The 25,705-nt window shown below is 68.4% G+C and carries 21 protein-coding genes and 1 riboswitch; of the genes, 11 read left to right on the top strand and 10 right to left on the bottom strand.

What is annotated here, in order from left to right:
* Positions 1-68: 68 nt before the first annotated feature.
* Genes hisS through hisG form a run of 3 tightly spaced genes read left to right on the top strand, consistent with a single transcriptional unit; the run spans position 69 to position 3,615 of the window.
* Positions 69-1,538 (top strand): histidine--tRNA ligase, encoded by a 1,470-nt coding sequence (hisS, locus tag GGQ61_RS18965; RefSeq protein ID WP_183776294.1) that lies wholly within the window; start codon positions 69-71, stop codon positions 1,536-1,538.
* The gene (locus tag GGQ61_RS18970) at positions 1,535-2,668 is read left to right on the top strand and encodes an ATP phosphoribosyltransferase regulatory subunit (RefSeq protein ID WP_183776296.1); all 1,134 of its coding nucleotides are present in this window, start codon (positions 1,535-1,537) and stop codon (positions 2,666-2,668) included. Before hisS ends, GGQ61_RS18970 begins: the two co-directional genes overlap by 4 nt.
* Positions 2,665-3,615: an ATP phosphoribosyltransferase gene (gene hisG, locus GGQ61_RS18975; protein ID WP_183776298.1), complete on the top strand. Its 951-nt coding sequence runs from the start codon at positions 2,665-2,667 to the stop codon at positions 3,613-3,615. Before GGQ61_RS18970 ends, hisG begins: the two co-directional genes overlap by 4 nt.
* 357 nt (positions 3,616-3,972) lie before the next feature.
* On the opposite strand, the gene GGQ61_RS18980 is transcribed toward hisG, so the two are convergent.
* The 6 genes from GGQ61_RS18980 to GGQ61_RS19005 all read right to left on the bottom strand — a co-directional run bounded on the left by GGQ61_RS18980 (position 3,973) and on the right by GGQ61_RS19005 (position 11,274).
* A complete protein-coding gene (locus GGQ61_RS18980) occupies positions 3,973-6,018 on the bottom strand; it encodes a M13 family metallopeptidase (RefSeq protein WP_183776300.1) in 2,046 nt (681 codons plus the stop codon).
* 90 nt (positions 6,019-6,108) lie between these two features.
* Positions 6,109-7,740, bottom strand: coding sequence for an AMP-binding protein (locus GGQ61_RS18985; protein WP_183776302.1), 1,632 nt, complete (start codon positions 7,738-7,740; stop codon positions 6,109-6,111).
* Positions 7,741-7,842: 102 nt separating this feature from the next.
* Entirely contained in the window at positions 7,843-8,340 is a 498-nt protein-coding gene (locus GGQ61_RS18990; protein ID WP_183776304.1) for a copper chaperone PCu(A)C, read from the bottom strand.
* A 10-nt stretch (positions 8,341-8,350) separates the two neighbouring features.
* Entirely contained in the window at positions 8,351-8,836 is a 486-nt protein-coding gene (locus GGQ61_RS18995; RefSeq protein ID WP_343056214.1) for a YcnI family copper-binding membrane protein, read from the bottom strand.
* Positions 8,824-10,875, bottom strand: coding sequence for a TonB-dependent receptor family protein (locus GGQ61_RS19000; RefSeq protein WP_183776306.1), 2,052 nt, complete (start codon positions 10,873-10,875; stop codon positions 8,824-8,826). The genes GGQ61_RS18995 and GGQ61_RS19000 overlap by 13 nt, the downstream gene beginning before the upstream one ends.
* Positions 10,876-10,941: 66 nt before the next feature.
* Positions 10,942-11,274 carry a DUF2946 domain-containing protein gene (locus GGQ61_RS19005; RefSeq protein ID WP_343056215.1) on the bottom strand — a complete coding sequence of 111 codons (333 nt, stop codon included), beginning with the start codon at positions 11,272-11,274 and terminating at the stop codon, positions 10,942-10,944.
* Positions 11,275-11,418: 144 nt separating this feature from the next.
* Between GGQ61_RS19005 and GGQ61_RS19010 the strand changes: the two genes are divergently transcribed.
* From GGQ61_RS19010 to GGQ61_RS19020, 3 genes are all read left to right on the top strand, one after another.
* The gene (locus GGQ61_RS19010) at positions 11,419-13,221 is read left to right on the top strand and encodes a cation:proton antiporter domain-containing protein (RefSeq protein WP_183776315.1); all 1,803 of its coding nucleotides are present in this window, start codon (positions 11,419-11,421) and stop codon (positions 13,219-13,221) included.
* Between the two features lie 489 nt (positions 13,222-13,710).
* A complete protein-coding gene (locus tag GGQ61_RS19015; RefSeq protein ID WP_183776317.1) occupies positions 13,711-14,901 on the top strand; it encodes an OmpA family protein in 1,191 nt (396 codons plus the stop codon).
* Between the two features lie 134 nt (positions 14,902-15,035).
* The gene (locus GGQ61_RS19020; protein ID WP_183776319.1) at positions 15,036-16,820 is read left to right on the top strand and encodes an SLC13 family permease; all 1,785 of its coding nucleotides are present in this window, start codon (positions 15,036-15,038) and stop codon (positions 16,818-16,820) included.
* On the opposite strand, the gene GGQ61_RS19025 is transcribed toward GGQ61_RS19020, so the two are convergent.
* A complete protein-coding gene (locus tag GGQ61_RS19025; RefSeq protein ID WP_183776321.1) occupies positions 16,817-17,374 on the bottom strand; it encodes a TMEM165/GDT1 family protein in 558 nt (185 codons plus the stop codon). The genes GGQ61_RS19020 and GGQ61_RS19025 overlap by 4 nt on opposite strands.
* A gap of 17 nt (positions 17,375-17,391) precedes the next feature.
* Positions 17,392-17,560: riboswitch (yybP-ykoY riboswitch) on the bottom strand.
* 324 nt (positions 17,561-17,884) lie between these two features.
* Here GGQ61_RS19025 and GGQ61_RS19030 point away from each other — a divergent pair.
* The 3 genes from GGQ61_RS19030 (at position 17,885) to GGQ61_RS19040 (ending at position 21,290) form a co-directional block, all read left to right on the top strand.
* Entirely contained in the window at positions 17,885-19,750 is a 1,866-nt protein-coding gene (locus GGQ61_RS19030) for a ribonucleoside-diphosphate reductase subunit alpha (RefSeq protein ID WP_183776323.1), read from the top strand.
* Between the two features lie 308 nt (positions 19,751-20,058).
* Entirely contained in the window at positions 20,059-20,895 is an 837-nt protein-coding gene (locus GGQ61_RS19035) for a lipid A-modifier LpxR family protein (protein WP_183776325.1), read from the top strand.
* A 149-nt stretch (positions 20,896-21,044) separates the two neighbouring features.
* Positions 21,045-21,290 carry a DUF2798 domain-containing protein gene (locus GGQ61_RS19040; RefSeq protein ID WP_183776327.1) on the top strand — a complete coding sequence of 82 codons (246 nt, stop codon included), beginning with the start codon at positions 21,045-21,047 and terminating at the stop codon, positions 21,288-21,290.
* 16 nt (positions 21,291-21,306) lie between these two features.
* On the opposite strand, the gene GGQ61_RS19045 is transcribed toward GGQ61_RS19040, so the two are convergent.
* On the bottom strand, positions 21,307-21,960 hold the full coding sequence (locus GGQ61_RS19045; protein ID WP_183776543.1) for a glutathione S-transferase family protein: 654 nt from the start codon (positions 21,958-21,960) through the stop codon (positions 21,307-21,309).
* A gap of 132 nt (positions 21,961-22,092) precedes the next feature.
* Between GGQ61_RS19045 and GGQ61_RS19050 the strand changes: the two genes are divergently transcribed.
* Positions 22,093-23,121 (top strand): ribonucleotide-diphosphate reductase subunit beta, encoded by a 1,029-nt coding sequence (locus GGQ61_RS19050; protein ID WP_343056216.1) that lies wholly within the window; start codon positions 22,093-22,095, stop codon positions 23,119-23,121.
* Between the two features lie 119 nt (positions 23,122-23,240).
* Here the strand turns inward: GGQ61_RS19050 and GGQ61_RS19055 are convergent, their stop codons facing one another.
* On the bottom strand, positions 23,241-23,837 hold the full coding sequence (locus GGQ61_RS19055) for a class I SAM-dependent methyltransferase (RefSeq protein ID WP_183776328.1): 597 nt from the start codon (positions 23,835-23,837) through the stop codon (positions 23,241-23,243).
* Between the two features lie 79 nt (positions 23,838-23,916).
* On the opposite strand from GGQ61_RS19055, the gene GGQ61_RS19060 reads away from it, so the two are divergent.
* Complete coding sequence (locus tag GGQ61_RS19060; protein WP_183776329.1) at positions 23,917-24,711, top strand: enoyl-CoA hydratase/isomerase family protein; 795 nt, start codon at positions 23,917-23,919, stop codon at positions 24,709-24,711.
* 18 nt (positions 24,712-24,729) lie between these two features.
* On the opposite strand, the gene htpX is transcribed toward GGQ61_RS19060, so the two are convergent.
* Positions 24,730-25,704: a zinc metalloprotease HtpX gene (gene htpX / locus GGQ61_RS19065; RefSeq protein WP_183776330.1), complete on the bottom strand. Its 975-nt coding sequence runs from the start codon at positions 25,702-25,704 to the stop codon at positions 24,730-24,732.
* Position 25,705: the final 1 nt, after the last annotated feature.

Below are 25,705 nucleotides of genomic sequence, written 5' to 3' on the forward strand. Positions count from 1 at the left end.
TGGACATCTCCGCTTCCCAAACCCAGCCGCGCCTTGCCGCGCGCGCTGCGACCCGCTAGGCGAGCGCCATGACCGACGCTCCCCGCCCCGAGGCCCGCGCCCCGCGCGGTTTCAACGACCGCCGCGCCCGTGACCTGGCCGCCGAGCGCCAGATCCTGGCCAAGGTCTCCGCCGTCTATGAACGCTACGGCTTCGAGGCCTTCGACACCGGGGCCTTCGAGTACGCTGATGCCCTGGGCAAGTTCCTGCCTGACGCCGACCGTCCGAACGAGGGCGTCTTCGCCCTGCAGGATGACGACGAGCAGTGGATGGCTTTGCGCTACGACCTGACGGCGCCGCTGGCGCGGTTCGTGGCCGAAACGAAGGAAGGCCTGCCCAAGCCGTTCCGCCGCTATGCCTACGGTCCGGTCTGGCGGAACGAGAAGCCCGGCCCCGGCCGCTTCCGCGAATTCATTCAGTGCGACGCAGACACCGTCGGCTCGGCTCGGCCGGAAGCCGACGCCGAGATCATCGCCATGGCGGTCGAGGGCCTGGAGGCCGCCGGCCTGCCCGCCGGCTCGGCGGTCATCAAGATCAACAACCGCAAGCTCCTCAACGGCCTGCTGACCACGGCCGGCGTCCAGAACGACGTCCAGAAGCTGGCCGTGCTGCGCGCCGTCGACAAGCTCGACCGCCTGGGTCCGGAAGGCGTGCGCCTGCTGTTGGGCGAAGGCCGCAAGGACGAGTCCGGCGACTTCACCAAGGGCGCGGGCCTTAACGCCGCCGGCGCCGAAGCGGTTCTGGCCTTCGTCGGCGCGGGGCTGAGCGGCCGGTCCGATACCCTCGACCAGATCGCGAACATCATCGGTGGCTCGGCCGAGGGCGACGCCGGCCTCGCCGAACTCGCCGCCATCGATAAGGCGCTGACCAGCCTAGGTGTCGGCGTCGAGCGCGCGGCCTTCGATCCGTCGATCGTCCGCGGGCTGGAGTACTACACCGGCGCGGTGTTCGAGGCCGAGCTGCTGCTCAAGACCAAGGACGAGAAAGGCCGCGGCGTGCGCTTCGGCTCGATCGGCGGCGGCGGCCGCTACGACGACCTCGTCGCCCGCTTCACCGGCGAACAGGTGCCGGCCACAGGCTTCTCGTTCGGCGTCTCGCGTCTGGTCTCGGCGTTGCGCGCCGCCGGCCGTGACCTGGGCGACCAAGTCCGCGGCCCGGTGGTGGTGATCGCCTTCACACCCGACGACATGGCCCACTACTTCTCGGTGGTCGGCGAGCTGCGCAGCGCCGGCATCCCGGCCGAGGTCTATCTCGGCTCGGCCGGCATGAAGGCCCAGATGAAGTACGCCGACCGCCGCATGGCGCCGGCGGCGATCATGCTGGGCGGCGACGAGATCGCCGCCGGCAAGGTCACCATCAAGGATCTCGACCTCGGCCGCGCCCTGTCCTCGGGCGTCGCCGACAACGCCGAATGGCGCGAACAACGCCCGGGTCAGCAGACCATCGACCGTTCCGAACTGGTCGCGGCGGTGCGCAAGATCATCGAGGCCGGCCAGTGAGCGCCGAACCCGCCGTTCCCGCCGAACCGCTCGCCGCGATCCGCGCGCCGTTTCTGGACCAGGCCGCCGAGGTCGTCGACGCGCCGATCCTGCAGCCGCTCGGCCTGCTGCTGGAGCTGGCTGGCGAGGCTATGCGTCCGCGGCTGTTCGTCGTGCAGTCGGAAGGCGGGCAGGAGACCTGCCTGCGTCCCGACTTCACCGTTCCGGTGGTGCGCCAGCACCTCGAAAGCGGCCGCTCCTCGGGCCGCTATTTTTATGAAGGCAAGGCCTTCCGCGCCTCGCCCGAGCCCGGCCGCCCCGACGAGTTCCGACAGATCGGCCTGGAAAGCTTCGACGGGGCCGAGGCCTCGGTGGTTCAGGCGGACGCCGAGATCGCCGCCCTGGCCTGGCGCTCGGCCCTGGCCGGCGGACGCAGCGACCTGTCGCTGTGGCTCGGCGACATCGCGCTCTTCGCCGCCTTCGTCGACACCCTGGGCCTCGCCGCCCCGCTGGCGGCGCGCGTGAAGCGCGTCGCCGCCCGCCCGCGGCTGCTGGCCGCCGAACTGGCCCGCGCCGACGGCGCGGCCGCCGCCCCGGCCGACGACGGCAAGCTGGCCGGTCTGCTGTCGGGCCTGTCGGAGGCCGAGGCCGCCACCGTGCTGGAAGAGGTCTGGGCCCTGGCCGGGATCGATCCGGTCGGCGGCCGCGGCCCGGCCGAGATCGCCCAGCGACTGATCCGCCGCGCGCAGGCCGCCCAGGCCCCGGCTCTGACGGGCGACCAGGCCGACCGCATCCGCCGCTTCCTGGCCATCGAGGACGCGCCCTCTGCGGCGTTCGATGCAGTGGCCGACATCGCCGGCAAGGGCGCCCTTGATGCGCAGTTGGCGGCCTGGGCCGAGCGGTTGGCGCTCCTCCATGCAGCGGGCGTGCCGACCGAGGCGATCCGCTTCTCCACCGCGCTCGGTCACGCCTTCGACTACTACGACGGCCTGACCTTCGAGATCCGCTCGGCGTCGTTGGACCCCGAGCGCAGCGTCGCCGTCGGCGGACGCTATGACAGCCTGCCCTCGCGGCTGGGCGGAACGGCCGACGTGCGGGCCGTCGGATGCGTAGTCCGGCCCTGGCGGGCCTGGGCGGGAGGCGAGTCGTGAGCGAACCCCTTATCCTCGCCGTCCCCTCGAAGGGGCGCCTGAAGGAACAGGTCGAGGCCTGGCTCGGCGACTGCGGACTGAAACTGTCCGTGGCCGGCGGATCGCGCGGCTACATGGCCGAACTCAAGGGCGTGCCCGGCATCCAGGTCCGGCTGCTGTCGGCCGGCGACATCGCCGAAGCCCTGGACCTCGGGGAGGTGCATCTGGGCGTCACCGGCGAGGACCTGTTGCGCGAGCGCGGCGGCGACGTCGACGCCCGCGTGCTGCTGCTGCGCGCGCTCGGCTTCGGCCGCGCCGACCTGGTCGTCGCCGTGCCCAAGAGCTGGATCGACGTCGAGACCATGGCCGACCTGGAGGAGGTGGGCCATGACCTGCTCGCCCGCTCCGGGCGGCGCATGCGGGTGGCTACGAAGTATCTGGTCCAGACCCGCGCCTTCTTCGCGCGGCACGGCGTCGCCGACTACCGGATCACCGAATCCGGCGGCGCGACCGAGGGGGCCCCGGCCGCCGGCTCGGCCGAGCTGGTGGTCGACATCACCACCACCGGCGCGACCCTGGTCGCCAACGGCCTCAAGGTGCTGGGCGACGGGGTGATCCTGAAGAGCCAGGCCCAGCTGACCGCATCGCTGCGTGCATCCTGGAGCCAAGATCAACTTGCGGCGGCCGAGCGGCTGTTGCGTGTGATCGAGGCCCGTGCCGCCGCCCACGACAGCGCCACCCTGATCTGGCCGTCCGACCCGCGTGAGACCCCGGTGGTCGAAGCCCTCGTAAAAAGCGGCGCCAGCCGCCGCCCGAACGGCTTGCTGGTTCCGGCCGGCAAGGTGGCGGAGGCTTCGTTGGCGCTGGCGGGCGCCGGAATCGGCCCCGTCACCGCTTCGCGTCCGGACTTTGTCTATGACGTGGGTTGTGTGTCGAGTGAGGAACTACGCAGACGAGTGCATTTTTGACGGTACCGTCAAAAATAATCCCTCAAATCGCCCAAAAAGTCCCGCTCGCGCAAATCTGATCGATAATTCCCCAGGACTTCGATTTCGGCGCATTGACTCGGGTCAGAAATTACCGTTTTCTCAGTCCTGCGAGAGACATGACGGCCACCAAGTCCGACAGTCTCCGGCGTTTCGGGGAGGAAACGCCCGCTCTATAAGAGCGACTGCTCAAAATAAGGCCCGCTGCGATTATCCCCCGCAGCGGGCCAAATTTTTGCCCGACAGAAATTTTGACAATATCGTCAAAAATGTTCGAGGCCAAAGAAAAGGCGACGTCCGACGCGGAGCGCCGCCCTTCCGGGTCGAACTAGCTGGCGACTACCAGATCCGCACCCGGTCGCCCGGCGCCAGGTACATGCCGTCGCCGGCCTTGACGCCGAACGCCTCGTAGAAGGCGTCGATGTTCTTCACCGGCACGTCGACGCGGTACTTCGGCGGCGAATGCGGGTCCGAGACCAGCTGCTGACGCATCATGTCGTCACGGTACTTGCCGCGCCATACCTGCGCCCAACCCAGGAACACCCGCTGGTCGCCGGTCACGCCGTCGAGCACAGGCGAGGGCTGGCCGTTCAGCGACAGGCGATAGGCGTCCAGCGCCACCAGCAGGCCGCCCAGGTCGGCGATGTTCTCGCCCATGGTCAGCTCGCCGTTGATGCGTGCGCCGGGCAGAACCTCGACCGCCGAGTACTGAGCGCCGAACTTCTTGGCCTGGGCGTCGAACTTGGCGGCGTCCTCGGCGGTCCACCAGTCGGTGAGCTTGCCGTCGCCGTCCGACTTGCGGCCCTGGTCGTCGAAGCCGTGGGTGATCTCGTGGCCGATCACGCCGCCGATGGCGCCGTAGTTGACCGCCGGGTCGCCGTCGGGATCGAAGAACGGCGGCTGCAGGATGGCGGCCGGGAAGGCGATCTCGTTCTTGGTCGACAGGTAGTAGGCGTTGATCGTGGCCGGGGTCATCAGCCACTCGTCCTTGTCGACCGGACCGCCCAGGCGCGCGACGCGGTAGTCCCAGTCGAAGGCGCTGGCCCGCTTGACGTTGCCGTAGAGGTCGCCGTCCTTGACCTCCAGCGCCGAATAGTCGCGCCACTTGTCCGGATAGCCGATCTTGGCCCCGAACTTCGAAAGCTTCTCCAGGGCCTTGGCCTTGGTGTCCGGGCCCATCCACTCGAGCTTCTCGATCCGGCCCTTCATGGCGACTTTGACGTTGGCGACCAGCGCTTCCATCTTCGCCTTGCTCTCAGGCGGGAAATAGGCCGCGACATAGAGCTTGCCCAGCGGGTCGCCGACATTGCTGTCGGTGGCCGCCACCGCGCGCTTCCAACGCGGACGCTGCTCGGGCTGGCCCGACAGGGTCTTGTTGCGAAACTCGAAGCTGGCCTGGACGAAGTCCTTGGACAGGTACGGCGCGGCCTGGTCGACCAGGTGGAACGCCGACCACGCCTTCAGGGTGTCCATCGGGGCGTCGGCGAAGATCTTGGCGATCTTCGGGAAGGCGGTGTTCTGGGCGACGATCACCCGGTCGACCTTGTCGAGTTTGGCGCCCTTGAGGTACGCGGCCCAGTCGAAGCCGGGGGCGTACTTTGAAAGCTCGGCGACGGTGTAGGGGTTGTAGGTCTTGTCGTCGTCGCGGCTCTCGGCCCGGGTCCACGACGCCTCGGCGATCTGCGTCTCCAGGGCGACGATCGCGGCGGCGTGCTCGGCGGGCTTGTCCCAGCCGGCCAGGGTCAGCTGCTTGGCGACATAAGCCTGGTAAGCAGCCTTCTGGGTCTTGAAGCGGTCGGCCAGATAGTAGTCGCGGTCGGGCATGCCGAGGCCGCCCTGGTTCACATAGACCGTGTAGCGATCAGGCGCCTTGGCGTCGTCGTGGATATAGGTCCCGAAGAACGCGCCGCCGAACTGGCGCATCGTCGCGCCCATCAGTTCGGAGAGCTCGGACTTTGTCTTGATCTTGCGGATGACGGCCAGGTCGCCGGCCAGCGGCTTGGCGCCCAGGGCCTCCACCGCGGCCTCGTCCATGTAGCTGCGGTAGAAGGCGCCGACCTGGGCTTCCTCGCCGGTCGCGTCCTTGTTGGCGGCGGCTTTCTCGGCTACCGCGCGCATGCGCTGCTGCGACAGGTCCTGCAGGGCGTCGAAGGCGCCGAATCGCGAGCGGTCGGCGGGGATTTCGAGCTTCTTCAGGTATGTGCCGTTGGCGTATTCGAAGAAGTCGTGCGACGGCGCGACCGAGGTGTCGCGTCCCGCCATGTCGAAGCCCCAGGGCCCCATCCGGGGCGCCTTGGAAAGGTCGGGCAGGTTGTCCGCCAGCGCCGGGGCCGACACGCAAAGAAGGGCCGCGGCGGAAGCCGCGCCCAGCCACAGGGTCTTCATCGGTGTTTTCGAGCCTTCTGAGGGTCTTACGAAAGAGGGCGCGACCGTGGACCGGCCGCGCCCTCTGAAGCACGTTACTTTTTTGTTACGTTAGGCGTCCGTCGCCAGGGCGGCGATCGCCTGGGCCTTCAGCGCCTTGTAGTCGAGCTTGCCGTTCGGAGCGCGGGCCACGGGGGCCAGCACCAGCTCGCGCGGGGCCTTGTAGTCGGCAAGCAGGCTCTTCACGTGGGCCGACAGGTCGGCGAGGGTCGGCAGGTTGTCGCCGCCGAAGTCCACGATCGCGCCGATACGCTCGCCGAAGCGCGGGTCGGGCAGGCCGACCACGGCCGCGTCGCGCACGCCCGGGAAGCGCTTCAGGGCTTCCTCGACCTCTTCCGGGAAGACCTTCTCGCCGCCGGTGTTGATCACTTGCGAGCCGCGGCCCAGCAGGGTGATCGAACCGTCAGCCTCGACGGTGGCCCAGTCGCCTGGCACGCTCCAGCGGCGGCCTTCGAAGGTGCGGAAGGTCTTGGCCGACTTTTCTTCGTCCTTGTAGTAGCCGATCGGCGTGTGGCCGCCGACGGCCACCAGACCGCGGACGCCCGAACCGGGCTCGACGCGCACGCCGTCCTCGGTGAACACCGCCGCGTTGGGGCCGGTGACGAACTTGGCGGTGCCGGTGGCCTGGCCCGCACCCGAGGTCGAGGACGCGAGACCGAGCGCTTCGGACGAGCCCAGGCTGTCCATCAGCATCACGTTCGGCAGGTGCTTCAGCAGGCCCTGCTTGTTCTCCAGGCCCCACATCGCGCCCGACGAAGCGATGCGCTTCAGCGACGGCATGGTCCAGCGGCCCGGATTGGCGTCCAGGGTCTCCAGCATCGGCGCGGCGAAGGCCGGTCCGACGATGATCAGGCCGGACGCTTCCAGGCGCTCGACTTCGTCGAACAGCACCGCCGGGTCGAACTTGCGGCCGGTCAGGGTGGCGACAGCGCCGCCGCCGATCAGGGTGCCGAACGAGATGAACTGGCCGGTGGCGTGCATCAGCGGGGCGACCGGGATGGTGATGTTCAGCGGCGCGCCCGAGGCGCCGACCGCCTTGGCCCGCTGGCCGGCTTCGGCGACGGTCTCCAGCGGCGGCAGGCCGAGCAGCAGATTGGCTCCGCCGCCGAGCGCCTTGAACAGGTCCTCCTGGCGCCACATCACGCCCTTGGGCATGCCGGTGGTCCCGCCGGTGTACATGATCAGCAGGTCGTCGGCGGTGCGGCCCCAGGGCGCTTCGAAGCGGTCGGCGCCCTGCGCGACGATGACGTCGTAGTCGGCGGCCCATTCGGGGACGGGATGGCCGGCTTCCGGCACCGCGATCCAGATCTTCACCTTGGGCAAGCGGCCGCGGACCTTGTCGGCCATCTCGGCGAACGAGGCGTGGAACACCACGGCCTCGGCGTCGGCGTTGTCGAACAGGTAGGTCAGTTCGTCGCCGCCGTAGCGATAGTTGGTGTTGAATGGGGCCAGGCCGGCCTTGAAGGCGGCGTAATAGCTCTCAAGATACTCCGGCCCATTATAAAGATAGGCCGCAACCTTCGACTGCTGCGAAAGGCCTGCGTCGACCATGGCCTTGGCCAGGGCGTTGGCGCGGCGGTCGAAGTCACGCCAGCTCAGGCGGCGCTCGCCATGGATAAGGGCGGGGCGGTCAGGGGTCGCGTCGGCGACGGACTCCCAGAGGTTGGCGTAATTCCAAACCAAGGACGATCCTCCATTCTTAAAATATGGAGGGCATAGACGACGCGGGGGGCGGCGCTGTCAACGCCGCCCATGGGTCATCGTTCGGCCTTGCTGCGTAACGCCTCAGTGATGGTGGCGGGCGTCGGCGGCCGGGGCCTTGGCGCCAGCTGCGCCGGGCGCGCCCGCCGCCACCTGGAACTCGACCTTCAGCTTCGCGCCGCTCTTGAACACCAGGGTCGCCGGGACCTTGTCGCCAAGCTTGGTCGCCTTGGTCAGGCCCAGGAACATCACGTGGTAGCCGCCGGGCGCGAAGGCTACCTGCTTGCCGGCCGGGATGGCGACCCCCGCGTCCTGGCGCTCCATCTTCATGACGCCGCCGGCGGTCGAGGTGCGGTGCACCTCGGTCTTGCGCGCTGCGGCGGTTTCAACGGCGACCAGCGTGTCGGCGGCCGCGCCGCGGTTGACGATGGTCAGGAAGCCGCCGCCGTTGCCGTTCGCGGCGGCCGGCCGGCTCCACGGATCGACGACTTCCAGCGTCCCAAGGCGATAGGTCGCCGCCTGGGCGGCGGTGGAAAGACTGAGGGCGGCAGTGGCCGCGGCGATGATCGCAAGGTGTCGCATGAGGCGTCCTCTAGTGCTGATGGGTTTCGGCCGCAGCGGCCTTGGGGGTGACGACGAGCGCGGGCGCCGGATGGCTGGCCCGTTCGCCCGCTGACGGAATCTCCGTCCATTGGCTCTCGTCGGCGCCGCAGGACTGCACGGTCGGGAAATAGAGAGTCGCGGGCTGGTCGGGCAGTTTGAACAGCATCGCGAACTCGTCGAACTGGTCGTCCGGCAGCTCGCCCCGCCAGGTGACGGCGGTGACCTTGCCGTCCTGGCGCTCGATCTCCAGCGTCCAGCCCGGCTTGGGCTGCGGCCGGGCCGAGGCCATTTCGGTCGGAAGCTCGATGCGCAGCGCCGTGGTCGCCGCCTCGCCGCAGCCGTGCCCGACGCGGAACACCACGGCCTGATAGGCGCCGGCCTGCGCGCGGCCCGGATCGGCGGCCACATGCGCGGTCGCCAGGCCGGGCAGGGCGGCGAAGGCGGCAGCCATCAACCAGGGTTTCAGAACGCCCACGTCACGCCTCCGAACACCGAGCGGCCTTCGCCGGGGAAGAACACCGCCTTGGAGACGCTTGGCAGACGCGCGTCGGTGATCGCGCTGAAGTTCGACACATAGCGCTCGTCGGCCAGGTTGCGGGCCTCGACGAAGACGCTGACCCCGTTGGGACCGCGCCAGCCGCCGCCCAGCGACCAGACCGCGTAGGAGGGCGCCTTCAATGTATTGGCGTAGTCGACATAGGTGTCGGTGATCGACCATTCGACCGAGGGGGCGATGAACCAGCCGCTGGGGTGATCGTAGCGCAGTTCAGCCCGGTAGAGATGCTCGGGCACGACCGGCAGCCGGTTCTCGCCATAGACGCTGTCGCCGTCGAAGCGGAAGTCGGACCAGGCGTAGGTCTGGCGCAGCCGCGCCGAACCGATGCGCCAGTCGAGTCCGGCCTCCAGGCCCTGGTGGATCGTCGGCCCGGCGTTGAAGGTTGCGGCCGGAATGCTGGGCGAAACCACGAAGTTCAGCAGCTCGTTCTCCAACTCGGCCCGATAGAGCGCCACGTCCCAGGAAATCGCGCCGCGCCGGCCGCGGGTCCCGACCTCGGCGGTCCAGGCCTCCTGCGCCTTGAGCGGCGCGAAGCCGACGAACGGCCCGGTCTGGACCAGGGCGCTGAAGTTCGGCGGCTCCACCGACTTGGTCAGGTTGGCGAAGGCCTGGGCGCCGTCGTCCGCCTGCCAAAGCAGCCCGACGCGCGGCGCGAACCACTCGTAGGTGATCGAACGATCGGCGCTGCGGTTCAGGTTGTTGCGGAACTGGCGATTGGCCGAGCCCAGCGAACCGCCCCCGATCAGCGCCAGTTGGTCGGTGACGAACAGCCGGCCTTCGGCGAACACGTCCAGGGCGCGGGCGTTTTGGCGGCTGTCGGCCCGCTTCTCGCCCTTCGACGACTTCAGGTTCACCCATTGCAGGGCGTCCAGGTCGCCCAGCCGCGCCGAGGCGCCGACGAACAGATCGGCGCGGCGGCCGGCCAGCTCGCCCTCGACGTCCAGCCGCCCGAAAGCGCCCCAGTTGCGGCTCTCCTGGTCGATGACCTGGAAGATCGGGTGGTCGAGATCCTTCCAGCTGGCATAGACCCCGCCCTCGAACACGGCGTTGTCGGCCACCCGCCAGCGGGTCTGCAGCGTGCCGCGGACGCTGCGCATGTTGCGCTGGTACTCGTTGGCCAGGTTGCCGGCTGCGGCCTTGCGCGGGTTGTTCAGCGCCTGGCTCAGGTCGACGGCGCCCGGGATCTCCTGATCGACGTTGTGTCCCGACAGGATGAAGCGCAGCTCGCGATCCTCGCCGAAGCTGCGGCCGATGTTCAGCGAGACATGCTGGGCGGTCTGGTCGCTTTGCTCGCGCCAGCCGTTGGCCGAGATGGCGGTGGCGGCGGCGAACATGTCCCACTCGCCCCACTGGCGGGCGACCTCGCCGTGGCCGCGGATCGTGCGGTACGAGCCGCCGTCCAGCCGCAGCAGGTTTTGCGCCCCCGCGTCCTTGCCGGTCGGGGTCACCATGTTGATCGCCCCGCCCAGCAGCGCGCCGCCGAAGCGCAGGGCGTTGCCGCCCTTATAGACCTCGGTGAAGCGGGCGATCAGCGGGTCGATCTGCTGGAAGTCCCCATAGCCGTCGGCCTCGTTGAACGGCACCCCGTCCTGGGCCAGCAGCGTGCCGCGGTTGTGGTTGGGGTTGCCGATCCCCGAGCCGCGGATCGACAGCCGGGTGTCGTCGCCCCACTTCTTCTGTGCGTAGACGCCGGGCACGTCGCGCAGCGTCTCGGCCAGCCCCTGAGCGTAGCGGTCGCGATAGGCCTCGGCGGAAATCACCGCCACGGCGCCGGGGGTTTCGGACAGCCGGCGGCGGGCGTCGGCGACGACTGGCGGGTCTTCAGGATCGGGATTGGCGGTGACGATCACCGCGTCCACCAGGGGCCCGGCTTCGTCGGCATGGGCGAAGGCGGGCAGTGAAAGGGCGGTGGCGGCGAGCAGCAGCGCGCGCGGCGAGGCGCGCAGAAAAGCGAACATGGTCGATGGTGTCCCTGGATGTACGAGAAAAGCCGCAGACGCGCGGGCGCTGCGGGCGGTTTCGACTCAGACGTTCAGGGAAGGGGGGCCTTGGCCCGGCGGCCGCGGCGGCGCGCGGGCGCGGGGCTGCAGCGGCCGCGCCGGCGCGGCGTGGCGCACCACGACAGCGGCGTAGGCGACTGGCGCGACCGCCAGTTCGGGGGTGACGACGACCGCCATGCTGGCGGCGAGGCAGTCGTGACAGGGCAGGCCGGCGAAGCCGCTTTTGCGCTCCTGGCCGTCGGCGCCGATGACCACCGTCTTGGCCCCGGTCTCGGTGCAGAGCTCGACGCGGACGGTGGACAGCGATTCGGCCGCCATGGCCGCGCCCGGCAGCAAAGCCTGGGCAAGCAGCGCCACGAGGGCCGCCAGGACCCCCAGGCTCGCCCGCCCTGCGCGCTTTTTTCGGCCGAAGTGCATGGGCCGGCGTCTTAAGGGCAGCCCGACGGGTTACGCAAGAGGCGTCGAAACCCCATAGTGGCGCTCATCACAGAAGGGGAGCGCATGGAAGGTCACGTTTCGCCGGGCGAATACAAGGACGTCGTCCTCTTTCTCGCTACCGCCGGCGTGATCGTGCCCTTGTTCCGCCGCTGGCGGATCAGCCCCATCCTCGGATTCCTTGGCGCGGGAGTCGTCCTTGGTCCTTTCGGGCTGGGCGCCCTCAGCGGCGCGTTTCCCTGGCTTGGCTACTTCACCATCGCCAACCCGGGCGAGATCGCCCAACTCGCCGAATTCGGGGTGGTCTTCCTGCTGTTCATGATCGGGCTGGAGCTGTCGTGGGAGCGCCTGCGGCTGATGCGACGGTGGGTGTTCGGCATGGGCGCGCTGCAGGTGACGCTCTGCCTGGCGGCCATCGCCCTGGCCGGCATGACGTTGGGCCTCGACATCGCGCCGGCCGTCGCCATCGGCGCCGCGCTGGCCCTGTCTTCCACCGCTGTGGTCATGCAGATCCTGACTGAGCACAAGCGCCAGCACTCGCCCGCGGGCCGGGCGACCTTCTCGGTGCTGTTGTTCCAGGATCTGGCGGTGGCCCCGATCCTCGTCACCCTGGCGATCCTCGGCCGCGGCGGAGACGGCGAGGCGTTCTCGCCGCGGCTGCTGCTCGCCTTCGCGCCGGCGGCGCTGGGGGTGATGATCCTCGTGGCGTTCGGCCGGCTGCTGCTGCGCCCGATGCTCAAGTCCGTGGCCCGAGCCAAGAGCGAAGAGCTGTTCATGGCCGCCTGTCTGCTGGTGGTCATCGGCGCGGGGCTGGTCAGCGCGCTCACCGGCCTGTCCATGGCGCTCGGCGCCTTCATCGCCGGCCTGTTGCTGGCCGAGACCGAGTACCGGCACGAGGTCGAGGTCACCATCGAACCGTTCAAGGGCCTGCTGCTCGGGCTGTTCTTCCTCTCGGTGGGCATTGGGCTCGACCTGTCGCTGCTCGCCGCCCAGCCCTGGGCGATACTCGGCATGTCGGTCGGCGTCGTCGTCCTCAACGCGACGGTGGTTTTTGGGCTCGGACGGTTGTTCGGCCTGCCCTGGCGCGGAGCGCTGGAGGCCGGTCTGCTCCTCGCCGGCGGCGGCGAGTTCGCCTACGTCATCCTCTCGGCGGCGATGGGCGACGGCATCGTCCCGCGGCCGCTGGGCCAGATGGTGCTGGTCTCGTCGACCATCTCGATGATGTGCATCCCGTTGCTGGCCGCACTGGGCTTGAAGCTCGGCGGCCGCAGAACCGGCGGCCAGGGGCTGGCGGCCGAGCCGGCCGTTCCGCCGGCCGCCGATCCGGCCGAAGCCGAAGCGCCCAAGGTGCTGGTCGTCGGCTACGGGCGCGTAGGCAAGCTGGTCGGCGACATGCTGCACCGGCACGACATCGCCTGGGTGGCGGCCGAGCGCGATCCAAAGCTGGTCGAGGCCGCGCGCCACGCCGGCGAGGCGATCTATTTCGGCGACGCCTCGCGCCAGGAGTTCCTGCGCCGCTGCGGGCTGGAGACCGCCCCGGCCCTGGTCGTGACCATGGATTCGCCCGAAGGCGTCGAAGCGATCGTCGCCACCGCCCGGGCCATGCGCCCTGACCTGACCATCGTCGCGCGGGCCCGCGATGCGCGCCAGGCTCAGAGACTCTACGAGCTCGGCGCCACCGACGCGGTGCCCGAGACGGTGGAAGCTAGTTTACAATTGTCCGAGGCGGTTCTGGTTGAGATCGGCGTGCCAATGGGACTAATCATCGCATCGATCCATGAGCGGCGGGACGAGTTCCGAAAGGCGCTCAACCGACCCGAGGCCCTGGGGGGAAGAGTCAGACGCTACCGGCGCGCGCAAGAAAATTGACAGCGGCGGTGGAACTAAGCCGTAAGGGGAACGTTGTCCGCTCGAACCAGAGACGGAATTCGCGTCTTAGGCGAAGGGGGAGTGACCAGCTAGACAGTTGAGCTTTTGTCAGCAGTGCGCGGGTGTTCGCGCGCGGCCTGGACTTTACGGTCCCGCTGACTGCGCTCATAGTTCAAGAGAATCAATCGGCTTCGGTCGGACGGCGCATGCGCTTCTGGCGCGGTCGCATTTTCCGCACTGGACCCGAAAACAAGAATTCGGCGTTGCGATGTTGCCCAGGGCGCGTCGTTGGCGACCGAACGAGGGATGTGTCTCTCGCCCCGAAGTTGATCGCCGAGGGGAAGAACGTGTAACGTCCTGGGGTTGGATTTGAGAGGCGCTTCGAATTGGCGAAGGTGTTGCTCTGGCGACACTTTCGTAATGGTTGGGCCTTGATATAACAGCGCTGGGTCATTTGGCCGCAGCAGAGGGCAAGAGAGGGCTCTGAATATGAAATTCAAACTCCTAGCGGGGGCCGCCCTGGCTGCGGTCTTCGCCGCGTCGGGAGCTTCGGCGCAAGAAGTTGGTTGGTACGGCGCTGTCGACCTCGGCTACCACTGGCCGGACGGCATCGACGGTGAATCGTCGAACAACTCGGCTGGCGGCTCGCCCTACAACTGGACCTTCAACCAGGAAGAGGATTGGACCGGCTTCGCCCGTCTCGGCTACCAGCTGAACGAGCATTGGCGCGTCGAACTCGAAGGCGGCTACCGTCCGGGCGACATCGAGTCGATCCGCGGTGGCTCGAACAACGCGATCCTCGGCCTGTGCACCCCGGGCGTGGTCCGCTCGGCCGCCGCTCCTAACTGCGGTTCGGCCTCGGGCGACATCACCTCGTGGACCCTGATGGGTAACGTGATCTATGACATCGCCCCGGGCGCGGTCATTAATCCGTTCGTCGGCGCCGGCATCGGTATCAACCACGTGAAGGTCGATACCGTCGGCCAGTTCTCGTCGGTGACCGGTGCGTTCAGCGCGACCAACCCGTCGATCCAGAACCTGACCATCGACGACGACGACACCGCCCTGGCCTGGCAGCTGATCGCTGGTCTGGCCTGGCGCGCGACCGACCGTCTGAACGTGGACCTGACCTACCGCTACCTGGGCGGCACGGACCTCGACTTCGCGTCGACCGGTTCGCACGCTCTGCAGCCGGGCGTCTTCACGGGCGAATACACGGACCAATCGGTGACCGTCGGCCTGCGCTACTCGTTCGCTGCGCCGCCGCCGCCGCCGCCGCCCCCGCCGCCCCCGCCGCCGCCTCCCCCGCCGCCTCCGCCTCCCCCGCCGCCTCCGCCGGCGTATGAGGCGAAGCAATTCATCGTCTACTTCCCGTTCGATCAGTACGTGCTGACTCCGGAAGCCCAGACGGTGATCCAGGAAGCTGCGACCTACGCGACCAGCGGCAACGCGACCCGCGTGATCGTGGTCGGCCACACCGACACCTCGGGTTCGGCCGCGTACAACGTCCGCCTGTCGGAACGTCGTGCTAAGGCCACCGCCGACGCCCTCGTGGGCCTGGGCGTGAACCAAGGCGCGCTGCAAGTGGATTGGAAGGGCGAAACCCAACTCGCCGTCCCGACCGCCGACGGCGTGAAGGAACCGCTGAACCGCCGCTCGACGATCGACATCAACTTCTAAGTCGATCTCGGCGATCAGCCGAACTAGCGGAGAGCCCGGCCGAAAGGCCGGGCTCTTTTGCTTTTGGGGCGCAGCCTTCGCCGCGGTGCGGCGTTGTGCAAGCTCCACCGCGGCGGGTGGGGCAGGTGGCGACGATGACGCTCGACCAGGGACTGGCCTTCGGGCTCATCGCGCTGACCATCGGCGCCTTCATCTGGGGGCGTTTCCGGTATGACGTCGTGGCCGTCTGCGCCTTGCTGGCCGGCGTTGCGATCGGCGTGGTGCCGGCCAAGAACGCCTTCGACGGCTTCTCCAACGACATCACCGTGATCATCGCCGCGGCCCTGGTGGTCAGCGCCGCCTTCGCCAAGTCCGGGATCGTCGAGGCGGTCTTGCGCCCGCTGATCCCGAAACTGAAGACCGAACGCAGCCAGGTCCCGGTGCTGACCGCGGCGGTGACCGTGCTGTCCACCGCCACCAAGAACGTCGGGGCCCTGGCGATCCTGATGCCGGTTGCGCTGCAGCTCTCACGCCGCACCGGCTCCTCGCCTTCGCGGCTGCTGATGCCTATGGCCTTCGGCGCCATGCTCGGCGGCATCGTCACCCTGGTCGGCACCGCCCCGAACATCATCGTCTCGCAGGTGCGCGAGGAACTGCTCGGCAAGCCGTTCGCCATGTACGACTACACCCCGGTCGGCCTGGCGCTGGCGGCGATCGGCTTCGTGTTCCTGACCTTCGCCTACCGCATCCTGCCCAAGGATCGCGCCCCGGCCGTGAACATCGAGGAGGCGCTGGCCGCCAACGCCTACATCACCGAGGTGGAGGCCCCGGAAGACTGGGCCCTGGCCGGGACCCGCATCGGCGAACTGCACGAACTGGCCGGCGGCGAGGCCCAGGTGATGATGCTGCTCAGCGGCGGGCGCCGCCGCCCGCGACCGCATCCGAACACCAAGGTCCGCCCCGGCGACGTGTTGCTGCTGCAGGGCGAACCCCAGGCCCTCGACGAATTGATCAACCGCGGCAAGTTGCGGCTGACCCGCTCGGACCGTCCCGTCGCCATGGAGGAGCCGACCGACGAGGTGCGGGTGGTCGAGGCGGTGGTCGGCGGCGAATCGGAGCTGATCGGCCGCTCGGCCCAGCAGTCGGATCTCTATGGCCAGTATGGCGTGAACCTGCTGGCGGTCAGCCGTTCGGGCTTCGACCTCAAGCAGAGCCCCAGCCGCATCCGCCTGCGCGCCGGCGACATCGTCGTGTTGCAGGGCGCTGAACGCACCCTGCCCACGGCCCTGGCCGCCCTCGGCCTCTTGCCGCTGGCCGAGCGCGAGGTGCGGCTCGGCGGCATCCGCCACGCGGTCGCCCCGGCGGTGATTCTGGCTGCGGCCATGGTGCTGGTCGCATTGAAGGTCGTGCCGGTCGCCATCGCTTTCTTCGGCGCGGCCGTGGCGATGATCGTCGTGGGGGCGCTGCGCATGCGCGAGGCCTACGCCGCCGTCGATGGGCCGCTGATCGTGCTGATCGCCGCGATGATTCCGGTGTCCGAAGCAATCTCGACCACCGGCGGGGCGGAGCTGATCGGCGGCTGGCTGTCGAGCGTCTTCCGCGGCCAGTCCCCGATGATCGCGCTGGTGTCGATCATGGCCGTGGCCATGGCCGCCACGCCGTTCCTCAACAACGCGGCGACCGTGCTGATCGTCGCGCCGGTGGGGGCGAGCATGGCCCGGCAGCTCGGCCTCAACCCCGACCCGTTCCTGATGGCCGTCGCGGTCGGGGCGGCGTCCGACTTCCTCACCCCCATCGGCCACCAGTGCAATACGCTGGTGATGGGGCCCGGCGGCTACCGATTCGCCGACTATCCGCGGCTGGGCGCGCCCCTGACCCTGCTGGTGCTGGTCCTGGGCGCGCCGCTGATCGCCTGGTTCTGGCCGCTGACCGCGGCCTAGCTTGCGACCAGGATCCAGACGCCGATCGCCGCGAAGCACGCCGCCGCGGCCCAGCGGATGTACTTGAGCGGCAGGCGCGTGGCCGCGGCCTCGCCGATCAGCACCGCCGGGACGTTGGCGATCATCATGCCGAGCGTGGTGCCGGCCGCGACCAGCAGCACCTGATGGAACTTCGCCGCCAGGGCGACGGTCGCAACCTGCGTCTTGTCGCCCATCTCCACGAAGAAGAACGCCACCAGGGTGGTCAGGAACACCCCGGCCCGATCCTTGGGTTTGTCGCTTTCCTCGAACTTGTCGGGAATCAGCGCCCAGACGCCGAAGCCGATGAAGGCCAGGCCCAGGACCCACTTCATCCACGGGCCGTTCAGCAGCGAGGCCGCGGCGACGCCGACCCAGGCGGCCAGGGCGTGGTTGGCGATGGTGGCGACGAGGATGCCGAGAATGATTGGAGCGGGCTTGCGGAACCGCGCCGCCAGCAACAAGGCCAGCAGCTGGGTCTTGTCGCCAATTTCGGCGACGGCCACGAGACCGGTGGAGACGAGGAAGGCTTCCATGGAGAACAGGCGTCCGGGCGGGGTCGAGACATACCAATGGCCTTCCGCGCCGCCGACCCCGCATGGACCGACGCACGAAAGCCAAAGGTCTCGCCAAGCAATTGCCGGATGCGCCATGCCTTGCGGCAAGTTTGTTGACGCGTCCCCCGCTGGAGTTACGGGCGGCTACTCCCCAGTGACGCGGTGTGGATAGGGTGGTGGCTGACGGTGGGCAAGTGCGAACGACTCGCGATTGAATCGCCCCCAGTTTTCACAGTCTCGTGAGCGGAGGCTTTGTCGCGGCCGGGAGCGCCTGTGGAAAACTCAAGCCCGCCAAGCCCTGGCTGCAAAGGTAAATGCGGCGTTAACGAAATTCTCGTGGGGATGACCGCTCCAGACCGTTGACGAGTCATTAGCCTTCATGGCCCCATATGGAGCGTATCGGGGGCGGGGCAGCCACTAGATATAGCGGTGAATACGGCCGGGCGGTGTCCCGGAGGCAAAGCGTCTGATAGTTATGGGTTTTGGGGCATGAGCAGCGGCGAAGCGGTGATGCGAACGGTTTCGGAAGCGACCCAGACGGCGCCGGATCGGGCTGAACGGCCCGCGCTTCAGCTCGTCCGGAAGGTCGAGGTCGATCGCTCGCGCGACGCGCTGTTGACCGAGTTCGGCAAGACGACCCTCGAAGACCGCTACCTGCTGGCGGGCGAGAGCTACCAGGACATGTTCGCCCGCGTCGCGACGGCCTATGCCGACGACGCCGAGCACGCCCAGCGGGTCTACGACTACATCTCGAACCTCTGGTTCATGCCGGCCACCCCGGTGCTCTCGAACGGCGGCGCCGGTCGCGGCCTGCCGATCTCCTGCTTCCTGAACGCGGTCGGCGATTCGCTCGACGGCATTCAGAGCGTCTGGAACGAGAACGTGGCCCTGGCCTCCAACGGCGGCGGCATCGGCACCTACTGGGGCGGCGTCCGTTCGATCGGCGAGAAGGTCAAGGGCGCCGGCCAGACCAGCGGCATCATCCCCTTCATCCGGGTGATGGACTCGCTGACCCTGGCGATTTCGCAGGGCTCGCTGCGCCGCGGTTCGGCCGCGGTCTATCTCGACATCCACCACCCGGAGATCGAGGAGTTCCTCGAGATCCGCAAGCCGTCGGGCGACTTCAACCGCAAGTCCCTGAACCTGCACCACGGCATCAACATCACCGACGAGTTCATGGAGGCTGTCCGCGACGGCGCCATGTTCGGGCTGCGGTCGCCGAAGAACCAGGAAGTCCTGCGTGAGGTCGACGCCCGTTCGCTGTGGCAGAAGATCCTCGAGATCCGCCTGCAGACTGGCGAGCCCTACCTGATCTTCTCCGACACCGTGAACCGCTCGATGCCGCAGCATCAGCGCGACCTCGGCCTCAGCGTCCGCCAGTCGAACCTGTGCTCGGAGATCATGCTCCACACCGGAACGGACCACCTGGGCCACGAGCGCACCGCGGTCTGCTGTCTCTCGTCGGTCAACGCCGAGAAGTTCATGGAATGGCGCGACCACCCGACCTTCGTCGAGGACGTCATGCGGTTCCTCGACAACGTGCTGGAGGACTTCATCCGCAGCGCGCCGCCGGAAATGAAGAACGCGGTCTACGCCGCCCAGCGCGAACGCTCGGTGGGGCTGGGCCTGATGGGCTTCCACTCCTTCCTGCAGATGCAGAACGTGCCGTTCGAGAGCGCCCTGGCCAAGAGCTGGAACATGCGCCTGTTCAAGCACCTGCGCCGTCAGTGCGACGCGGCCTCGCGCAAGCTAGCCGCCGAGCGCGGCGCCTGCCCGGACGCGGCCGAGAAGGGCGTGATGGAGCGCTTCAGCCACAAGCTGGCCATCGCCCCGACCGCCTCGATCTCGATCATCTGCGGCGGCACCAGCGCCGGCATCGAGCCGATCCCGGCCAACATCTACACCCACAAGACCCTGTCGGGTTCGTTCGCGGTGAAGAATCCCTACCTGGAGCGCCTGCTCGACGAGAAGGGCAAGAACACCTCGCAGGTCTGGGACTCGATCCTGGAGAACGAAGGCTCGGTCCAGCATCTCGACTTCCTCAGCCAGGACGAGAAAGACGTCTACAAGACCGCCTTCGAACTCGACCAGCGTTGGGTGATCGAACTGGCCGCCGACCGCACCCCGGACATCTGCCAGTCGCAGTCGGTCAACGTCTTCCTGCCGGGCGACGTCGACAAGTGGGACCTGCACATGCTGCACTGGCAGGCCTGGGAACGCGGCTGCAAGTCGCTCTACTATCTACGCTCCAAGTCGGTGCAGCGCGCCGCTCACGCCGGCGGCGAGGGCGTGGCCATGGTCATCGACGCGCCGTCCGAGCGCACCGACTACGAAGAGTGCTTGGCCTGCCAGTAGGCGCCGTCTTCTAACCGCCGTCCTCCAGCGGCGGCCGACAGGAACGACCTGGATCGAGGGGCTGCGGGCCCCTCGATTGCTGTCTGGACGGCCGGAGGCCGGCCCGGCCCCGGCGCGCACGAATTGCGCGCATATCCCTTGTTCTGTCCCAGTTTGATCCGGTTCCGCGCCCGCGGACACGCCGCCTCAGGTGTAAACCCGATGTGACGCAGGGCTGAGGAACGGATTTCCCGTTGGCGTCATTCCACCATCATGGAAGGGTGCTTGTTGAGCCGCACGCTCAACGATGCGGTACGGGAGAATTGCTGATGAGGCTGTTGGCTGGGCTGGCCATCGCCTTGAGTTTTGGCGCTGCGACGGGGGTCGACGCCCAAATACCGAGGCCTGTAGGCGCCACGGACCTGAAGGACGCGGCTTTCGCGCCGGACAAGGCGCCGAAGATCCGACAGGACGACTTTTCCAACATGGTCGAGCGCGAGCAGTTCGCGCCCGACGGCGCCCCCGTCCGCTGGACCACCAACAACTTCCAGATCGGCAAGACCGAGCGCGGCTCGGTCGACAACCTGCGGCTCAGCGTCGGCGGCGCGGTGCGCTCGCCCAGCGGCCTGCCGGCCAATATCGACCCGCGCGCGGCCCAGTTCGACGCCGACGCCTATGAGGTGGCCGTCACCCGCGACTGGGCGCCGGTGCGTATGCGGGCCGGAGAGCTCGATGTCGCCGTCACCCCGCACACGGGCGTCGGCCTCTCCAACAGCGGCGGCCAGGCCGAGGCCGGCGCCACCCTGACGGTCGCCCAGAAGCGCGACGATGCGGTCGAGGACCGCCTCAACGACCTCGGGGTCCGTGACGGCAAGGCTTATGGCGACCAGGGCCGCTGGTACCTGTTCGCCGCCGCCAGCGGCCGGGCGGTCGGGCTCAACGTCCTGCGCACCGGCAACAGCTGGGACGGCCAGGGCTGGACCACCGATCCGTCCAGCGCCCTGGTGGGCGACGCCCATGTCGGGGTCGCCTACCGCAAGGGGGCCCTGCAGACCTCGTTCGGCTACATCCACCGCGAAGTGAAGGGCGAACACATGGTCTTCGGGCAGGAGACCAAGGAGGATTCGGTCCTGGCCTTCACCTTCTCGATCAAGCCGCAGAAGTGACGCAGCCGATCGGACTTGAGATATATCGGAATGTCGCTATGACGGGCCCTGCAGCGCGTCCCGTGCTTCCGTAAGCGTTTACGTCAGCCAACGCATCCACCTTGCCCGCCGGGCGCCGGATGCATCGCGCGGCGCTTACGGAGTTCCATATGCCTGCACTTCCCCGCCGGCTGCCTGCGCGTTTCGCCGGCGTCGTCATGCCTTTCGTGCTTTCGATCCTGATGACCTTCATCGTCTCGGGGATTTCGACCCTCAAGAGCGTCGGCGCGACGCCGGCCATGCCCGCCGCCTGGATGGGCGCCTGGGCGGTTTCCTGGCTGGTCGCCTTTCCGGCTTTGCTGGTGCTGCTGCCGGTCGTCCGGCGCATCGTCGCCCTGATCGTCGAGCCGGCCTGAGTCGCGGGGAGGGCGCCTAGCCCTCCCATGCCCCTTCGAACGGCATCCGATCAGCCCAAAACGCGGCCAGCCGCGGCTCGGCGTCCACCCGGCGCACGACGGCGCTCATCTTCGGGGCGGCCCGGTAGAAGACCTTGCGGCGTGGCGTCCAGCGCGACATCACCGCCACATAGAGGTCGAGCACGCTGAAGGCGTCGCCCAGGATGTAGTCGCCGGGCTCGATCTGTTCGTCCATCATCCGCCAGCAGTCGGCGATACGCTGGGCGGTGCGCTCGCTGATCACCTTCTCGGCCGCCCGGTCGGCGGCCAGCCGGCTCGGATCGTCGCGCACCCAGAACATCGAATAGACCTGCGCCGGCAGATAGATCATCCAGCGCAGGAACTGCGCGCGCTCCGCCGCATCGATCGCCGGCGCCAGCCTCGCCTCCGGGTGGCGGTCGGCCAGGTGGATCAGGATCGCCGCGCTCTCGGTCAGCAACTCCCCCTCGGGCGTGATCACTGCTGGAACTTGGCGCAGGCGGTTGACCTCGCCGACCGCGTCGGCCGCCGCCTGGCTGGCCCAGGGCGCGTTCTCCACCACCCGATAGGGCAAGCCCAGCAAGGTCAGTGTCGCTTCGACCGGGACCGAACCCGATCCGGCCGCCCCGTGGACGACATATTCAGAGCTCATCATTCATCCCCGTGTTTCACAACATCTTGCGTGTGATGTGATGACCCAACCACAAGATATGCCCTTCCGCTGGCGCCCGAACGGCGCCTAGATACGCTCCAACACCAGCCGTCAGATTCGAAAGCCGCACCCGTGACCGCGACGTCCGCTCAGCCCGGCCTGCTCACTCCGTCCTTCGCCTACAAGCCGTTCCGCTACCCTTGGGCCTATGACTTCTGGAAGAAGCAGCAGCAGGTCCACTGGATGCCGGAAGAGGTGCCGCTGGGCGAAGACCTCAAGGACTGGGCGGCCAAGCTCAACGACAAGGAGCGCAACCTCCTCACCCAGATCTTCCGGTTCTTCACTCAATCGGACGTCGAGGTGAACGACAACTACATGGAACGCTACAGCCGCGTCTTCAAACCCACCGAGGTGAAGATGATGCTGTCGGCCTTCTCCAACATGGAGACGATCCACATCGCCGCCTACGCTCTGCTGCTCGAAACCATCGGCATGCCCGACAGCGAGTTCACGGCGTTCCTCGACTACCAGGCGATGCGCGACAAGCACGACTACATGCAGAAGTTCGGCGTCGACTCGAACGCCGACATCGCCCGCACGCTGGCCATGTTCGGCGGCTTCACCGAGGGCCTGCAGCTGTTCGCCAGCTTCGCGATGCTGATGAACTTCCCGCGCCACAACAAGATGAAGGGCATGGGCCAGATCGTCTCGTGGTCGGTGCGCGACGAGAGCCTGCACTGCGAAGGCATCATCAAGCTCTACCACGCGTTCAACAAGGAGACCGGCGCGGTCACCAAGAGCGTCGGCGACGACATCGTCGACTGCTGCAAGACCGTGGTCGGCCTGGAAGACAAGTTCATCGACCTGGCCTTCGAGGCCGGCGAGATCCAGGGCATGACCCCGGACGACATCAAGGCCTACATCCGCTTCATCGCCGACTGGCGCCTCCGCCAGCTGCATCTGCCGGAAGTCTACGGCGTGAAGGAAAACCCGCTGCCCTGGCTGCAGTCGATGCTCTCGGGCGTCGAGCACGCCAACTTCTTCGAGGCCCGCTCGACCGAGTACTCGAAGGCCGCGACCAAGGGCCAATGGCACGGCGCCGACGGCGTCTGGTCGTCCTTCGACAACATGCTGGCCAAGCGCGCCGAAGCCGCGGAGTAGACGCCTCCAAATCCTCCCCCGCTGGAGGAGGTGGCGCGCGTAGCGACGGAGGGGGACTGCGGCTCAACAAGCCCCCTCAGTCAGCCTGTCGGCTGACCGTTCCCCCAGCGGGGGAGCAACTACTTCACCGCATCCACGAACCACCACTCGCGCATCACCCCGTCGAAGCCGCCGCCCTGGCCGGCGGTGAGCTCCAGCGCCGCCCAGTCGCCGGCCGCGCCATAGGCCTTGCGCAGGCTCTCCTCGGTCGGGAAATTGTAGTAGCGGCCCAGGCTGTCGCGCCCGCCGCCGTCGCCGGCCTTGAACCCGGCGTTGAACCGCCCGCCCGGCTTCAGCGCCCGATGGATGCGGGTCAGCACGTCGGCCAGGCCGTTCTCGGGCACATGCAGCAGGCAGGCGTTGGCCCAGACGCCGTCATAGGCGCCGACCTCGTCCAGTTCCTCGAACCGCATCACCCGCACCGGCCGTCCCAGGCGAGCCTGCGCCTGCGCCGCCAGTCCGGCCGAGCCGTCGGTCGGCGTGACGTCGAACCCGGCGGCGTCCATCAGTTCGGCGTCCTGCCCGCCGCCGCAGCCCAGCTCCAGGATCCGCGCCCGCGGCCGCAGCTGTTCCAGGAAACGGTGCAGCCGCGTCGGCTCGCCCCGCTTGCGCGCCGCATAGGCGGCCGCTTCGCGGTCGTAGAAGGCCAGGGTGTCCTCGTCGTGCATCTGCGCCATGGCCGTCCTCCCCTAAGGTCTGGCCTCCACCTCCCACCGCGTTCATTGTCGCGTCAACGCAAGAACGAGGGGAAACGCCATGTCCAAGCTTGTTGAGACGTCCGACGCCGGCCACGTCCGCTCCATCCGGCTGAACCGCCCGGAGAAGAAGAACGCGCTCTCCCAGCAGTTGGCCTGGGGCGTGATCGAGGCGGTCGACGCGGCCGCCCGCGACGACAACGTCTGGGTCGTGGCGCTGACCGGCTCGGGCAACGCCTTCTGCGCCGGCCTCGATCTGACGGGCTCCGAGCCCTACCATCCGGATTCGGCGATGACCGCCCAGCTCGACGACATCAGCTGGGTCGGCCAGTTCGTGCTCGCCCTGCGCAAGCGCTGCGACAAGCCGGTGGTCGGCGGAATCAACGGCGTGGCGGTCGGTGCGGGCCTCGGCCTGGCGATGGCCACCGACGTGCGGCTGGTCGCCTCGAGCGCGCGGCTGATGGCCGGCTACACCCGCATCGGCGGCTCCCCGGACGCCGGCCTCACCATCACCCTGCCGCAGGTCATGGGCTACGAGCGGGCCATGCGCTTCATGATGGAGAACCGCACCGTCGTCGGCGCCGAGGCGCTGGCCTGGGGCATGGCCGGCGAGGCGGTCGACGATGCGAACTTCCACGCTCGGCTGGCCGAGTACTGCGCCCAGCTTTGCGAGTGGTCGCCGATCACCCTGCGCCTGCTCAAGCGCGGCATCGTCAAGTCCTACGAGTCCATCGATATGGAGCAGCAGCTCCGCTACGAGGTCTCCAATATCGGCCGCGCCTTCCGCAGCGAGGACGGCCAGGAAGCCCGGCGCGCCTTCCTCGAAAAGCGCAAGCCGGTGTTCCAGGGTCGCTGACCAGCTTCCAAGGAAGCGCTAGCTGTTCCAGGGGCCGCCGTTCGGCCTGCGGGGCTCGGTGGTCGGCACCGCGGTCGCCCCGCCGCCCCAGCGGCCGCCGCCGCTGACGATCGGGTCCTGCTGGCGCGGGGGCGCTCCGCGGCCGCCGACCATCTTCATCAGCGCGGCGACGCGGTTGCCGGTGGCCGGGTGCGTCGAGAACAGGTTGTCCGCGCCGCGCCCCGCCAGCGGGTTGATGATGAACATCTGACCGGTGGCCGGATTGCGCTCGGCGGTGACGTTGACGATGCCGTGGGCGTAGGCCTCGATCTTCTGCAGCGCGCTGGCCAGAGCCTGCGGGTCGCCGCTGATCTCGGCGCCGTGTTTGTCGGCCTCGTATTCGCGGCCGCGGCTGATCGCCATCTGCACCAGGGCCGCGGCCATTGGGGCAAGAACCATCAGCGCGATGGTGCCGATGATTCCGCCCGGACGCTCGCGGTCGTTGCCGCCGAAGAACAGCGCGAAATTGGCCAGCGACGAGATCGCCCCGGCCAGGGTCGCGGTGATGGTCATGGTCAGGGTGTCGCGGTTCTTCACGTGCGCCAGTTCGTGCGCCATCACCCCGCGGATCTCGCGGCGGTCCAGCATGCGCAGCAGGCCGACGGTGGCGGCCACGGCGGCATGTTCGGGATCGCGGCCGGTCGCAAAGGCGTTCGGCTGCTCGGTCTCCATCACATAGACCTTCGGGCGCGGCATGTTGGCCCGGTCGGCCAGTTCGTAGACGTCGTTGACGTAGTTGCGCAGCAGCGGCTCGGAAGTGCCCGGATCGACCTCGCGCGCGCCGTACATGCGCAGCACGATCTTGTCGGAGTTCCAGTAGCTGAAGAAGTTCATCGCCACGCCGAGGGCGAGCGCGATGGCCATGCCGGTGGCCCCGCCGATCAGGTAGCCGACGCCGACGAACAGGGCGGTCATGCCCGCCAGCAACATGAAGGTGCGAAGGTGGTTGTGCATG

It is taken from the genome of Phenylobacterium haematophilum (assembly GCF_014196295.1).
GTDB classification, from domain to species: Bacteria; Pseudomonadota; Alphaproteobacteria; order Caulobacterales; family Caulobacteraceae; genus Phenylobacterium; species Phenylobacterium haematophilum.

Coding starts and splice junctions, on each gene's coding strand:
- GGQ61_RS19060 (WP_183776329.1), top strand. CDS start 23,917: ATGTCCAAGCTTGTTGAGACGTCCGACGCCGGCCACGTCCGCTCCATC.
- GGQ61_RS19010 (WP_183776315.1), top strand. CDS start 11,419: ATGGAAGGTCACGTTTCGCCGGGCGAATACAAGGACGTCGTCCTCTTT.
- GGQ61_RS18990 (WP_183776304.1), bottom strand. CDS start 8,340: ATGCGACACCTTGCGATCATCGCCGCGGCCACTGCCGCCCTCAGTCTT.
- htpX (WP_183776330.1), bottom strand. CDS start 25,704: ATGCACAACCACCTTCGCACCTTCATGTTGCTGGCGGGCATGACCGCC.
- GGQ61_RS19030 (WP_183776323.1), top strand. CDS start 17,885: ATGAGCAGCGGCGAAGCGGTGATGCGAACGGTTTCGGAAGCGACCCAG.
- GGQ61_RS19040 (WP_183776327.1), top strand. CDS start 21,045: ATGCCTGCACTTCCCCGCCGGCTGCCTGCGCGTTTCGCCGGCGTCGTC.
- hisS (WP_183776294.1), top strand. CDS start 69: ATGACCGACGCTCCCCGCCCCGAGGCCCGCGCCCCGCGCGGTTTCAAC.
- GGQ61_RS18980 (WP_183776300.1), bottom strand. CDS start 6,018: ATGAAGACCCTGTGGCTGGGCGCGGCTTCCGCCGCGGCCCTTCTTTGC.
- GGQ61_RS19035 (WP_183776325.1), top strand. CDS start 20,059: ATGAGGCTGTTGGCTGGGCTGGCCATCGCCTTGAGTTTTGGCGCTGCG.
- GGQ61_RS19015 (WP_183776317.1), top strand. CDS start 13,711: ATGAAATTCAAACTCCTAGCGGGGGCCGCCCTGGCTGCGGTCTTCGCC.
- GGQ61_RS19055 (WP_183776328.1), bottom strand. CDS start 23,837: ATGGCGCAGATGCACGACGAGGACACCCTGGCCTTCTACGACCGCGAA.
- GGQ61_RS19000 (WP_183776306.1), bottom strand. CDS start 10,875: ATGTTCGCTTTTCTGCGCGCCTCGCCGCGCGCGCTGCTGCTCGCCGCC.
- GGQ61_RS19020 (WP_183776319.1), top strand. CDS start 15,036: ATGACGCTCGACCAGGGACTGGCCTTCGGGCTCATCGCGCTGACCATC.
- GGQ61_RS19045 (WP_183776543.1), bottom strand. CDS start 21,960: ATGAGCTCTGAATATGTCGTCCACGGGGCGGCCGGATCGGGTTCGGTC.
- GGQ61_RS19025 (WP_183776321.1), bottom strand. CDS start 17,374: ATGGAAGCCTTCCTCGTCTCCACCGGTCTCGTGGCCGTCGCCGAAATT.